This is a genomic window from Candidatus Palauibacter australiensis, assembly GCA_026705295.1.
In the GTDB taxonomy this organism is placed as follows: Bacteria; Gemmatimonadota; Gemmatimonadetes; order Palauibacterales; family Palauibacteraceae; genus Palauibacter; species Palauibacter australiensis.
Genome location: JAPPBA010000132.1, coordinates 56,923 through 70,174, shown reverse-complemented (window position 1 = coordinate 70,174; position 13,252 = coordinate 56,923). Strand labels below are relative to the sequence as shown.

Sequence of the window (13,252 nt, the reverse complement as noted above, 5' to 3'; positions counted from 1 at the left end):
CCTGTCCTTTTCCTGCCACGCCAGGAACAGAGTCTTCGGAGTCATCGAGCGACCTCCCGTAGCTGGTCTCGATTATAGCAGATCAGTTCGACGACAAAGGCCCGTGCGGGATCCGACATCCAATCAACCGGCACGCGATGTACCAACTCCGCTACGAGTGAGTCCGTCAACGCGGCCACGCGTTCCAAGATACTGCGGAAGTAGGACCCGTGCTGTTCGGCCGCCTCACGCACCAGCGTCAGGGGACTCGGACCGTACCGCGCATCCCCCGACCAGTGGATCCCTCCACGTCCTCTCTCCGAATACCAACCCACCCTCTTCTCGTTCAACAGGAGGGCTCGCCTTTCGTCAAGAAGCTCCCTCCCAAGCGAGGAGGCGTGATCGAATGACGGGGCAAGCCCACCTTTCCAATTCTCTCCAACGCGACGCCGTAGGAAGCCCCAGTTCTCATGATGGCGATCGGTGTTCCCAATCACCGCGTCCAACACCAGATACCCGGCGAACGTCTCACGATGTTTTTCGGCTGCGGCTTGCTCTCGAAAGATCCGTTCGAATGATGTCCAGATGTTGCTGAACGAATGGTCCGATTGACCGAACCTCGCTGTTCGATCGTAGCCCTCCACCGTCCGCGCAAGGACCTGGTTACCGTGAACCAGCTCGGTGCTTCCTAGAGCGAAGGATTCGGAGACGGACCCACGTTCGCTCTCAAACTCGGCCAGTTCGGTTCTCGCGTGCTGGATGTCCAGAGCTCGCGCGATTTCGGCCGCAATCTTCTCCGCCCAATGCTGACCGGTGTTCGGTTGGGGATACTTGAAGAGCCATGCCGATCCGTGGCCCTCGGCTCTTCGATACCAGAACTTCTGCTTGGTGCCCATGTCTTCCGGTCCGACCCAATCCGGATCCACCACGACAACGGGATAGTTCTCGAGCACGATTGGCGCTTCGCCGAGCTAGCCTTCGCCGGGGAGGGAGTAGAGGTGGGCGGTGACGAGGGCGGCGACCAGGAGGAGGAGGGCGACGAGCCAGAGTTGGCCGGCGGCGAACACGGCCGAGACGAGGATCGCGCTCCACAAGAAGATCGTCGCGCCGCGCCGTACGCGGGTGGAGATGACGCCGCGCTCGCGGTAGGCGGCGAGGTAGCGGCCGAACAGGCGGTTCTCGTACAGCCAGCGCTCGGCGCGGGGCGAACTGCGGGCGAAGCACCACGCGGCGAGCAGGAGGAAGCAGGTCGTGGGCCAGAGCGGCACCACGATGCCGATGATGCCGGCGCTCACGCTGAGGCTCCCCACACCCAGGAAGACGGCCCGCCGCACGGGGCCGGGCAATGCGCGCGCGGCGCGCTCGGCCGCCTCGTGATCGATGGGGCACTGGGCGGCCGGCGAAGCGATCGCGGGCCGGCTGTGTCGCGCGTCTGGACTCGGTTTCATGTCTGCGGAGTCACGGGAGTCGAATGAGTCGCTGGCGTCATCGGCCGGGGGATCATGCGCCCGGGAGGACTCGAACCCCCAGCCTTCTGATCCGAAGTCAGACGCTCTATCCAATTGAGCTACGGGCGCGGGTGGCGCGAGCGAAAAACGGTAGAACCGGCCCGCGTCCGATGCAACTCCGATACAACCGGGACCGCTCGCGGGTTTCCGAGGCACGACGCTAGATTCGGGGACGCCCAACCACCTCACCCGGAGCTGACCGATGCGACGACTGCGTACACTCTTCCTCCTCGGCGCGCTGGCCGCCGGACCGCTGGCGCTCGCGGCGCCCGCCCCCTCCCTCGCCCAGAGCGGCGCGAACGTGGCCATGGCGGAGAGCTGGCCCGACGCCGATCCCGACGACGTGGAGTCCGTCGACAGCATCCTGACCGCGCTCTACGACGTGATCTCGGGCCCGGCCGGGCAGGCGCGCGACTGGGACCGCTTCCGCTCCCTGTTCATCCCCGAGGCCCGCCTCATTCCCACGGGCCGGTCCCCGGAGGGCGAACACGGCTACCAGGTGTGGAGCCCGGGGGAATACGCGGCACAGGCGGGCGGCTTCCTCGAGCAGAACGGATTCTTCGAGCGGGAGATCGCCCGCAGCGAGGAGCGCTTCGGCCCCGTGGTACACGCGTTCTCCACCTACGACTCGAAGCGCACCGCGGACGACCCCGAACCGTTCGCGCGCGGCATCAACTCGATCCAGCTCATGCACGACGGCGACCGCTGGTACGTCGTCACGATCTACTGGGCCGCGGAACGGCCGGATCTGCCGATCCCCGGACAGTATCTGCCCTCCAGGAACGGAGGAGGTACCCCGTGAAGTTCTCCCCGAAGCTCCGCCCCCCCGCCGCGTCGCGCGTCGCTTCGTGGACCGCCGCGGCCGCGGTCGCGCTGGCGGCCACGCCGGCCCTACAGGCGCAGGGTCTCGCCCGCTTCGAGCCGGCCCCCGCGCGCGACAACGCCTTCGCGCTCACGCTCGAGTCCATCATGCAGGGCTCCGAGCACGTCGGGCAGGCGCCCGTCGGCGTGAGCTGGTCCGACGACGGCGAGTGGATCTACTTCCGCTGGCTCCCGGGCGGCGCCGAGTGGCACGAGCAGCGCGCCCTCTACCGGGTCCGTTCGACCGGCGGCACGCCGGAGCGCGTCGATGACGAGGAAGAGTTGCGCCTCGGCCCCATCCTGGCGCCGGGCGACGTGTCCCCGGATGGCCGCTGGCGCGTCACGTCCTCCGGCGGAGACCTCTATCTCATCGAGCGGGACGGCGCCGCGACCCGGCGGCTCACCCACACCGAGGACGCCGAGATGAGTCCCGTCTTCTCCGGCGACGGCGCCTCCATCTTCTTCCGGCGCGGGAACAACCTCTTCGCCTTCGACATCGACGACGGCGAGATCCGGCAGCTCACCGCGGTGGGCGGGCCCGAGCAGCCCGAAGACCCCGAGGCGGAGGGGCACAAGGCCTTCCTCGAGGAGCAGCAGCGAGAGCTGTTCGAACACATCCGCGTGCAGGAGATCCGGGAGGAGCGTGCCGAGGAGCGCCGGGAACTCCGCGAGGCCGGACAGCGCGAGACCCTGCACCTCGCGCAGGGCGAGCGCGCGCAGTCGATCATAGCCGATCCCACCGGCACGTGGATCGCGGTCACCGCGACCCGCGGCACCTTCAACGATGGCGGCCGGCGCACCGACATCCCGCTCTGGATCACGGAGTCCGGCTACACCGAGAACACCGAGATGCGTCCCAAGGTGGGCGACGAACAGGGTGAGTCCAGGCTCGCCGTGGTCCACGCCGAGACGGGCGAAGCCACCTGGCTCGACCTGACGGGAGACGGCTCGGGATCGGGTTCGGAGGAGGCGGAGGCCGGTTCGGACGACGAGGACGACGCCGACGTCGACACCGCGGCGGACGGCTCCGAATCCGACGATCGCCTCGCCGTCGCGAGCTTCGCGGGCTGGAACGACGCGGGCTCCCACGGCCTCGTGTTCGCCGTGGACTACGACTACAAGACGTGGCGCCTCTACGCCTACGAAGCGGCTTCCGGCGAACTCACGCTCCTCGATTCGCACCACGACGAGGCGTGGGTCGGCGGTCCCTGCTTCGGCTCCCAGGGCGCCGGCTGCATCGGCTGGCTCCCGGCGGAGGCGGCGGGCGACGTGCCGCGCGCCTGGTACGTGAGCGAGGAGACGGGGTACTCCCACCTGTACGCGATCGACGCCGATGGCGGCGACAGGGAGGCGCTCACGGCCGGCGAGTGGGAGGTGCTCGGCGCGACGATCCCGGACGGATGGGACGCCTTCCTCCTCCAGACGAGCGAACTCTCCCCCTTCGACCAGCACCCGTGGCGCATGGACTTCGACGGCTCCGGCCGCGTCCAGCTCCTCGAGGGAGCGGGCTCGTTCACCGTCACGCCGTCGCCCGACGGGCGTCGCTTCGCCGTCCTCCATTCGCGCGCGAACCGGCCGCCCGAACTCTACCTCGCCGATGCCGCGCCGGCCGCCGCGATGTCGCAGGTCACGACCTCCCCCACCGAGACATGGCTCGGCTTCCCCTGGCTCCTGCCCGAGATCGTGCACTTCGAGGCCCGCGACGGCACGCCGGTGCCCGCCCGCATCTACCGGCCCGCCGACTTCGGCGTTGAACCCAACGGGGCCGGCGTCATCTTCGTCCACGGGGCGGGGTACCTGCACAACGTCCACAACTGGTGGTCGAACTACTACCGCGAATACATGTTCCACCACTTCCTGGCGGCCCAGGGCTACACGGTGCTCGACATCGACTACCGCGGCTCCGCCGGCTACGGGCGCGACTGGCGCACGGCGATCTACCGGCACATGGGCGGCTGGGACCTCTCCGACCAGGTCGACGGCGCCGCGTACCTCGTCCGCGAGGAGGGCGTCGACCCCGACCGCATGGGGATCTACGGCGGGTCCTACGGCGGCTTCATCACGCTCATGGCGCTCTTCACGGCGCCGGAGTCCTTCGCGGCGGGCGGCGCGCTCCGCTCGGTGACCGACTGGGCGCACTACAACCACTGGTACACGAGCCGCATCCTCAACCTCCCCCACGAGGACGAGGAGGCGTACCGCCAGTCCTCCCCCATCTACTTCGCCGAGGGCCTTGAGGGACACCTCCTCATCGCGCACGGGATGTACGACACGAACGTGCATTTCTCCGATGTCGTGCGCCTCGCCCAGCGTCTCATAGAACTGGGGAAGGAGAACTGGGAGATGGCCGTGTACCCGGTGGAAAACCACGGTTTCGCGGAGCCCTCGTCGTGGACCGATGAATACCGGCGCATCTACGAGTTGTTCGAGCGCGTGATCGGCGGCGGCCGCGGGGCGTCGGCGAACGGGGAGGGTGGCTGAACACACCCTGCGCCGGTCGATGATGCGGCCGGCCCTCGCGCGGCCGGTGCTGGCGCTGGTCCTCGTCGCGGCGTGCGGGGCGCCGGATCCCGGACCCTGGGTCGAGGCGGACGGATACCGCTGGCGAGAGCTGCGGCCGCGGGGATCGGGCGGTTTCCGGCCGCTCGATGCTTCCGCCCTCGGCGTGTCCTTCCTGTACGACGTCGACGAGGAGACGCGCCTCCGCAACCGGGTGCGCGCCGAAGGGCAGGGCGTGGCGATCGGGGATGTCGACGGGGACGGCTTGGCGGACCTCTTCTTCGCCGGCTTCGGGCGCGCGAGCGCGCTCTACCGCAACCTCGGCGGCTGGCGCTTCGAGGAGATCACGCCGCCCGCCCTCGCGCTCGAGGACGTGCTCGCGAGAGGCGCCGCGCTCGCCGATGTCGATGGAGACGATGACCTCGATCTCGTGATCGCGGTCCACGGGGGCCGGAACCGGATCTTCCTCGGCGACGGCGCGGGCGGCTTCGCCGAACTGGAGGACACGGGCCTCGGCGGGGCGTGGGGGAGCACGACCCTCGCGCTGGCCGACACCGACGGCGACGGCGACCTCGACCTCTACGTCGCCAACTACAAGACGCGGCAGGTCGACGACCTCTACCCGTCGGACGTCCTGGACATCAACCACCTGCAGCGCGGCGAGGACGGCAATCTCGTCACTCCTCCGGAACTGCGGGAACTCTACGACGAGCACTACCGCGTGGAGTTCGACGGCCGCTTCGTGCGCCGCTTCGAGCTGGGCGAGCCGGACGAGTACTACACCGGGCTCGGGGACGGACGGTTCGCGCCCGCGGCCCCCGGGGCGCCCCTCACGCGTTCCCGCGGGAACGTCTCGACGCCGGCCCGCGACTGGGGACTCGCCGCGAGGTTCAGCGACTGGGACGAGGACGGCGACCCGGATCTCTACGTGGCGAACGACTTCAACAGCGAGGACGGAATCTGGATCAACCGCGGCGACGGGACGTTCGCCTCCGCCCCGGCCATCGCCGTCCGCACGACGAGCCTATCCTCGATGGCCGTCGATGTCGGAGATCTCGACCGCGACGGCGACCTCGATCTCCTCACCACCGACATGCTCGCCCGGGACGCGGCGGAGCGCCTCGTCCAGACCCCGAGCTACGAGGCCGTCCCCGAACGGCCGGGCGATACGGACACGAGGGTCCAGATGAACCGGAACGCCGTCCAACTCAACCGGGGCGACGGCACGTTTGCCGAGGCGGCGTGGGAACTCGGGCTCGCCGCCTCGGACTGGACGTGGGGCGCGCTCATCATCGACGCGGACCTGGACGGCTGGAACGACATCCTCGTCACGACGGGACACGCGTGGGACCAGTTGGACGGCGATGCCAACGCGCGGGTGGCGGCGATCCCCGGGCTGCCGGCGGATCAGGCCCTGCGCATGTTCCCGCCGCTCGCGCAGCCGAACGTCGCCTTCCGCGGAGGGGCGGACGGCTTCACCGACGTCAGCGAGAGTTGGCGCTGGGGACACGAGGCGGACATCTCGCACGGTCTCGCGGCCGGCGATCTCGACCGCGACGGAGACCTCGACGTCGTCGTGACCCGGCTCGGCGCGCCGCCCGTCATGTACCGCAACGACGCGGCCGCGCCGCGCATTCTGGTGCATCTGCGAGGCCCGGCACCCAACACGCGCGGGATCGGCGCCCGGATCCGCCTCGAGAGCTCCGGCGACTCCGCGGCGCCGGGCGGCTCGCAGGCGCTCCCCCCCCAGGTGCGGGAGATCATCGCGGGCGGCGCCTATCTCTCCTCTTCGGAACCCTCCGCCAGCTTCGCCGCGGAGGGGGACGGGGAGATGGTCCTCACCGTCGACTGGCCGGACGGCCGCCGCACGCGGCTGGAAGGCGTCGTCGCGAACCGCGAATACGTGATCGATGCCGCTACCGCGGAGCCGGCGGTTCCCGACCCGGACGGCCCCGCCACCGCGGCGACAGCCGAGGCCGGCGCGCATTTCGTCGACATCTCGGATCGGCTCGGGCACCGGCATGTCGAATCGCCCTTCGACGACCGGTTCCGGCAGCCGCTGCTGCCCCACTCGCTCGATCGCCTCGGCCCGGGCGTGTCGTGGATCGACGTGGAGGAGGATGGCGATGCGGATCTCGTGGTCGGGAGCGGCCGGGGGGGCAGCCCGGTCCTGATTCGGAACGAGGGGGACGGTTTCGCCGCCCCGCGGGCCCTCGTGCCCGCGCTGGCGTGGGACGCGACCGCCGTGCTGCCGCATCGTACGGCCGACGGTCGCGTCGCGCTGCTCATCGGCACGAGCGCGTACGAGGCGGGCTCGCCCGCGGAGGCCGCGGCCGTCCCCGCGGTCATCGCGGCGCCGCTCGGCGCGTCCGCGCCGGCACCCCCGCTCATCGAAGCCCCCGGCCCCCCGCCCGGGCGGCTCCCCGCGGCGACCGGCCCGCTCGCGCAGGCCGACATCGACGGCGACGGCGACCTCGATCTCTTCGTGGGCGGACGCGTCGCCCCCGGCGCCTACCCCCTTGCGGTCGACTCCCGCCTGCTGGTCCACGACGGCGCCGCCCTGCGCGTCGATGCGGAGCGCTCCCTCCCCTTCGCGCGCCTGGGGCTCGTCTCCGCCGCCCTCTTTACGGATTACGACCTCGATGGCGACCCCGACCTCGCGCTCGCCCTCGACTGGGGCAGCGTCCGCCTCTTCCGCAACGATGAGGGCCGCTTCACCGATGTGAGCGACGCGCTGGGGCTCACGCGTCTCACGGGGCGCTGGAACGGCCTCGCCGCCGCGGACTTCGACGAGGACGGACGGCCCGACCTCGTCGCGACCGGCTGGGGCGCGAATCTCGACGTACCGCCCGCCTACTCCCTCATCTACGGCGACATGAATCGCGACGGCATCGTCGACCTCGTCGAGGCCAGGATGGAATCCGGCATGTGGCGTCCGCTACGGGGCAGAGACGCGCTTGCCGTCCCCGGCGGACTCTCGACCCTCCTCCGCGTCACCTACGAGCGCTTCGCGCGCGCGCCCCTGACCGACCTCATCGGCGGCATGGACCCCGAGCGCCGACTGGACGCGAACGAGCTGCGCCACACCGTGTGGCTCAATCGCCCTTCCGGCTTCGAGAGCGCCCCGCTGCCCGCGGCGGCCCAGCGCGCGCCCGCGTTCGGCGTCGCCGGCGCCGACCTCGACGGGGACGGTCATGAAGACCTCGTCCTCGCGCAGAATTTCTACGCCGGCCGACCGGGGACGCCGCGCTACGACGCGGGTCGCGGGCTCTGGCTGAGAGGGGACGGCGAGGGCGGCTTCGAGCCCGTCACAGGCTCCCGATCCGGGATCGCGGTCTACGGAGATGCCCGCGCCGTCTCGCTCGCCGACCACGATCGCGACGGGCGGGTGGACGTGGCCTTCGGCGTCAACGGCGGCGAGACCCGGCTCTACCGCAACGTCGGCGGGACGCCCGGTCTCCGGGTCACGCTCGAGGGCCCACCCGCGAACCCGCGGGCCATCGGCGCCCGTCTCCGCCTGGAATACGCGGACGGCACGTTCGGTCCGGCACGGGAAGTCCGGTCGGGGGAGGGCTATTTGGCCCGCCATGAATCGACGCAGACGCTCGGTCTGGCTGGCGCGGCGGGTACGGCACCCGCGCCCGGCGACACGCCCGCCCGCCCCGCGACGCTTCACGTCGTGTGGCCGAACGGCGGGGAGACGTCCGTTTCGATTGCGCCCGGGACTCGGGAGGTGCGCGTCGCGTCCGCCGGATCGGAAGGTTAGCGGTAGCGGACGCCGAAGCCGATCGTGATGCCGATGTCGTTCTGGAGCTTTGACGCGTCCGTCTGGGCGGAGATGTAGTAGGACGCCATGTCCCGGAGTTCGCCTCGGAACCAGAGCGATGACAGGAGATGGACCCGGACCCCGATCGCGGCCGTCGCCATCGGATCCGTCGCGCTGAGTCTCGGCACCTCGGCACCGTAGAACTTCAACTGCCGGAGCCCCCCGCCCACCGTGAAGTAGGGCTCGAGCGCGCCGGCCGACCCGGAGGACCGCAGTCGGAACGTCAGGTTCACCGTGCCCGCCAGGTACTCCATCTCGCCGAGCGTTCCGATACCGCGTCCGAGTCCGCCGCCGACGCCTTCGAGCGTCGCCGGGGAATAGAGCCCCATGATGCTGATTCCGACCGCTCGGGAAGCCCAGTAGGTCGCTTCGCCCCCCATCATCACGTCCGGCGGAATCACGATGCCGTACGCGCCGGTATTGTCCGTGAGGTTGTTGAGGGGCTGGATGACGCCGGCGAGTCCGAACAACTCCGGACCGGTATCGTCGCCGAGCGGCGCCGCGGGACTCATCTGGGCCGTCAGCTTCGACGCTCCGGGAGAGAGCCCGCAGAGAAAGAGCAAGAGAAAGAGAAGAACGCCGGCCGGGCGTCTCATTTGATCCTCACGATCGTGATTAGCGGTTCCGCGGTCTCACCCGCCGGCGTTCCTCCCGCCGTTTCCAGCGACAGCGAAAGGCCCGGCGCGCCGGGAGCCGAGGCGAGTGAGAAGTACTGTACGCTCGACGGCCCTACGTCGAGGCTCAGCACCCGGGTTTCAAACCCCAGCGGCTCGGCCCGGAGCGCGATCGCGGTCGGAAGGCCCGATCGGGTGTCCGTATCCTGGTTCAAGGATCGGAACACATCGGCGGCGTCCCACGTTGCCGCGGCGAGCGGCGGCCCCGCGTCCGGCCCGGCCTCCGGCGCTTCGAGGTCCTCCCCGGCGGGATCCTCGGTCCCCCCGTCCAGCGTCCCCGCTCCCAGCGCCATCGAAACCGACACGTCCGCCAGGATGTTCGCCCACTCCCTCCCGGTGACCCGCTCCAGGTTCGCGATCCCCCGTCCGTAGTTCTGTCCGCCGCCGACAACGGACCGGAAGAAGGCCCGTTCGTCTCCCCCCGCCTGATCCGCGAGCCGTCGCAGCAGGAACCATCCGAAACCTCGCATCTGCAGCCCGCCGACACCGTCCAGGTCGTCCGTCGCGACCGTGGGGGCCCCGGGGAGTCCGAGCATGTACAGGCCGACGTTTCGGAAGTTGCCCAGCATGTAGGCGTTGAAGGTGTCGAGTTCCTCGGGCGTCCCGGATACGCGGTCGAAGGTGAGGCGCTCGCCCACGGGGAGCCCGAGGGCGGCGAGCCCCGCCACCTCCTCGGCCAGACTCGAGAGCGCCTCATCCAGCCATACCTCCTCGGCGGCCCCGAAACCCGCCGAAGAAGCGGGCACGCGGCGCCCCGCGCTTACGATGTGCTGGACTTCGTGCGCCACCAGGCCGGGTGTCTCCCGCAGCAGATCCTCCGTCGAGACGGCGCGGCCGAGCGTCGCCTCGGGGTCCGCGCTCAAGCTGTAGACGATCTCCGCCTCGTTGCTCGCGGGGCAGATCCCGCCGTCCGGGTCCGACAACTCGCCGTCGCCCCGTCCCGAAGCGGCAAGATCCTGAGGGAGGGAGAACCCGCCGACGCCCGCCTCGCCGTCGCCGAGCCGGTTCACGTCGGGGGTGAACAGGACGACGACACGTCCGTTCCGGTCGATGTCCTCGGGACGGCCGAAGTAGGAGGTCACGGCCGGAAGGACCGTCCCGTCCAATTCCCGAGCGAGCGCGAGCCACTCCTCCTCCGTCGGGCCGCCCGCGGGCGCGGCGAGATCCTCCACGAGCACCACCCCGTCGCCCACGGCCCGGACCGTCCCTCGCACCGTCCTCGTCGGGTCGACGCAGGTCGCCGCCAGCTCCGGACCGACGGAGAAGAAATACTCGAGCGTATCTCCCGGGGCCGGCGCGGAAACCGGCGTCGACCCGTCGGCCCGCAGGGGCGAGACTCGGTCCTGGACAAGTCGTGCAAGGGTGCGTGCGCGAATCCCGATGTCCCGGCGCGTGCCGGCGAGCGCGGCCTCCGCGATCCGCGAATCGATCGTCCCGGGGCCGAGCGCCGCCGCCGGACGATCCCCCGACATGTCGGCGGGCGTCCGCATCGTGAGCCGGAGCGGGAGCCCGCTCGAGGCGCTGCGCCCCGTGTTGCCGACGACGATCCGGTATTCCCGCGTCGCCGTCCCGGTGTCTTCAGGCGGTCCCGGTTCTCCCGCATCTCCCGCTTCCAGGGGCGCTCCGGGCCGGAACTGAACGCATTCGACCTCGACCGGCCCGCGCAGCGTGAGCGATTCGCCGACCTCGAGACCCACGCGCAGGTTGGCCGGTTCGATCGGAACCAGCAGACCGTTGCTGGCGTCGGAGTCCACGAGCACCCGCACGCCCACCTCGCGCTCGGGCAGGCAGGTGCGGGCGAAGGCCGGCACCTCAACCGTGAGTTCCGTCTCCGTGGCGCTCACCACCGTCGCCGCCGTGCCTTCGATCCACACTTCGTTGTCGGCCGCGACCGGGCGGAACCCGCTGCCGTGGAGGAGCGCCCGCGTACCCGCCGCGAGTCTCCCGTTCCCGACCGAGTCGAGTTGTACGGCCCCGCCGGGCGAGGCGAGCGCCGTGGCCGAGAAGGAGAGCGTGTCCGAGTACACGCCGGCCGTGGCGAAGACGTGGATCCGGTACTCGCCCGGACGCGAGCCCAGCGTGAACACCGCCCCGCCGCGCCCGTCCGCGTCCGTCATCACGATATCGTGCGTGAGGGCTCCCCCGCTTTCCGGCGATTCTTCCGGCGATTCTTCCCGCGCGAGCGGTGCCGGCGGTTCCGCCACGGCCGCCGTGTCCCCCGCCTCCGGCAGTTGGGGCGGTCCCTCCGTTTCCTGCGGAACCGGGGCTTCTTCCGGCGCCGTCCAGTCGAAGGCGATGCGGACGCCGCCGGCCGGGGCGCCCCTCGTCGTCTCCGCCCGGATGGAGAACGGTAGCGGCAGTTGGCTCCCCGCCTCCGCCCGCTGGCCGTCTCCCTCCACGATGCTCAGACGGACCGTGTCCGCGGCCTCCGCGAGGACGAGGAAGCGGAGCGGCGGGACGTTCGCGGCACTCGGGATGTCCGCCTGGATCTCCGCCTCGCCCGGCGTGGGCCCCGCGCGGTAGACCGATTCCGCGACGCCGTTCTGCCCCGCGACCGCGACCCCCGGCGAAAGCTCGCCCTCGCCCCGCACGATGACGAAGCGGACCGGCGCCCCTTCGACCGCGTTCCCGAGCGCATCCTCGACCCGGACCGCGATCGGGGGGTCTGTCGCCTCACCCGTCACGATGGTGTCCACGGCGGCCGAAACGGGGACGAGCGTCGTGGGCGGGGAGCCGAGCTCCGTGCTCCCCGTATCCCCGCACGCGACCGCGAGCACCCCCGCGAGCGCCCCGGCGAGCACGCACAGCGCGCCGCGCCTCACCGCGGCTCCGCCTTCCAGAAGGCGATGCCGCCTGCCTGCTTCCCCACGTTGACGCTGGCCGCGCGGACCCCGGCCCGGAGGTCGATCACGTCCACCGTGCCCGGCTCTCCGCCCACGCCCTCCACGCTCACGAAGGCGTACCGGGAGTCCGGGGAGATCGCGATCCCGTGGGGCAGCGTCCGCGTGTGCGGAACCCGGGCCAATTCCGTCCCGCCGGCGAGATCCCACACGCCGGTCGCCTGCCCGCCCTTGTACGTCACCACGAGGTAGGCGCCGTCCGGAGAAACATCGAGATTGTACGGACCCTCGCCCGTCGCGAAGCGTCGCGTCACCCGCCACGACTGAACGTCGATCTCCAGCACCTCCGCGTTCCGGTTGCACGCGACGTAGACGTGGCGCCCACCCACGGCCGGGTGCGCCCACGTCGGGCTGCACGCGGTCGCTCCCACGGGCCGCGTCGGGAGCCAGTCGTGCGGCCACGCCTGCTCAGAGCCCGGGTGGAGGAGAAAGCGCTGCGTGACCTCGAGCCGGTGCGCGTCGACCTCCACGAGCATCTCATCCATCATGCACACGGAGTAGTGCCGCGCCCCGTCCGCCGTGAGCCGCGAGCCGTGCGGCATCGTGCAGGTCGGAATCTGCGCGACCTCGATCATCGCGCCGACGTCGACGACGGACACCGAACTCGGCTCGTGCTCGCCGTGCAGGTTGAAGTTCGCCGCGAAGAGCAGGCCTGCCGGCGTCACCTGCATGGTGGCGGGGAAGAGCCCCAGCTCCGCGCTCCCGACCGGGCGGTTCGTCGCGGTGGAATAGGCGACGACCGTGCCGAAGGGATTCCCGTGGGCGAGCGTCACGTACCACCGTTCCCCACTCGGATCGACCGCCAGGCCGTGCGGCCCGTCGATTTCGGTGGGGAAACGGCCCACGAAGACGGAATCCAGCACCGACGCACCGGTGCCGTCGAACCGGACGAGATCGACGCGATCCTCCGATTCCGCCGCCACGTAGACGTAATACGACGACGGGCCTTCTGGGCTGGTTTCCTGGGAGGCCGCGGGCAGCGCCGCCGCGGCCGTCATTCCCAGC

General features: G+C 70.8%; 8 protein-coding genes and 1 tRNA gene. 3 read left to right on the top strand and 6 right to left on the bottom strand.

The genetic code is table 11. The features are described 5' to 3' along the window. Positions 1 to 41: 41 nt before the first annotated feature. The 3 genes from OXN85_10815 to OXN85_10805 form a co-directional block, all read right to left on the bottom strand. Positions 42 to 932, bottom strand: coding sequence for a HipA domain-containing protein (locus tag OXN85_10815; protein ID MCY3600445.1), 891 nt, complete (start codon positions 930 to 932; stop codon positions 42 to 44). A gap of 18 nt (positions 933 to 950) precedes the next feature. Further along, the gene (locus OXN85_10810; protein MCY3600444.1) at positions 951 to 1,427 is read right to left on the bottom strand and encodes a YbaN family protein; all 477 of its coding nucleotides are present in this window, start codon (positions 1,425 to 1,427) and stop codon (positions 951 to 953) included. 55 nt (positions 1,428 to 1,482) lie between these two features. Then, a tRNA-Arg gene (locus OXN85_10805) sits at positions 1,483 to 1,556 on the bottom strand. A 133-nt stretch (positions 1,557 to 1,689) separates the two neighbouring features. On the opposite strand from OXN85_10805, the gene OXN85_10800 reads away from it, so the two are divergent. The 3 genes from OXN85_10800 to OXN85_10790 are packed head-to-tail and all read left to right on the top strand — an operon-like array spanning position 1,690 to position 8,613. Beyond that, positions 1,690 to 2,289, top strand: coding sequence for a hypothetical protein (locus OXN85_10800; protein ID MCY3600443.1), 600 nt, complete (start codon positions 1,690 to 1,692; stop codon positions 2,287 to 2,289). Next, entirely contained in the window at positions 2,286 to 4,829 is a 2,544-nt protein-coding gene (locus tag OXN85_10795; GenBank protein ID MCY3600442.1) for a prolyl oligopeptidase family serine peptidase, read from the top strand. The genes OXN85_10800 and OXN85_10795 overlap by 4 nt, the downstream gene beginning before the upstream one ends. Continuing rightward, on the top strand, positions 4,822 to 8,613 hold the full coding sequence (locus OXN85_10790) for a VCBS repeat-containing protein (protein ID MCY3600441.1): 3,792 nt from the start codon (positions 4,822 to 4,824) through the stop codon (positions 8,611 to 8,613). Before OXN85_10795 ends, OXN85_10790 begins: the two co-directional genes overlap by 8 nt. Here the strand turns inward: OXN85_10790 and OXN85_10785 are convergent. Genes OXN85_10785 through OXN85_10775 form a run of 3 tightly spaced genes read right to left on the bottom strand, consistent with a single transcriptional unit; the run spans position 8,610 to position 13,245 of the window. Beyond that, positions 8,610 to 9,269: a hypothetical protein gene (locus OXN85_10785; protein ID MCY3600440.1), complete on the bottom strand. Its 660-nt coding sequence runs from the start codon at positions 9,267 to 9,269 to the stop codon at positions 8,610 to 8,612. The two genes, OXN85_10790 and OXN85_10785, sit on opposite strands and share 4 nt — an antisense overlap. Further along, positions 9,266 to 12,169: a hypothetical protein gene (locus OXN85_10780; protein ID MCY3600439.1), complete on the bottom strand. Its 2,904-nt coding sequence runs from the start codon at positions 12,167 to 12,169 to the stop codon at positions 9,266 to 9,268. The genes OXN85_10785 and OXN85_10780 overlap by 4 nt, the downstream gene beginning before the upstream one ends. Beyond that, a complete protein-coding gene (locus OXN85_10775) occupies positions 12,166 to 13,245 on the bottom strand; it encodes a YncE family protein (GenBank protein ID MCY3600438.1) in 1,080 nt (359 codons plus the stop codon). The genes OXN85_10780 and OXN85_10775 overlap by 4 nt, the downstream gene beginning before the upstream one ends. Between the last annotated feature and the right edge of the window lie 7 nt (positions 13,246 to 13,252).

Bases quoted from the DNA above. Each gene is read 5' to 3' on its own strand.
- OXN85_10775 (MCY3600438.1), bottom strand. From the start codon at position 13,245: ATGACGGCCGCGGCGGCGCTGCCCGCGGCCTCCCAGGAAACCAGCCCA.
- OXN85_10800 (MCY3600443.1), top strand. From the start codon at position 1,690: ATGCGACGACTGCGTACACTCTTCCTCCTCGGCGCGCTGGCCGCCGGA.
- OXN85_10810 (MCY3600444.1), bottom strand. From the start codon at position 1,427: ATGAAACCGAGTCCAGACGCGCGACACAGCCGGCCCGCGATCGCTTCG.
- OXN85_10785 (MCY3600440.1), bottom strand. From the start codon at position 9,269: ATGAGACGCCCGGCCGGCGTTCTTCTCTTTCTCTTGCTCTTTCTCTGC.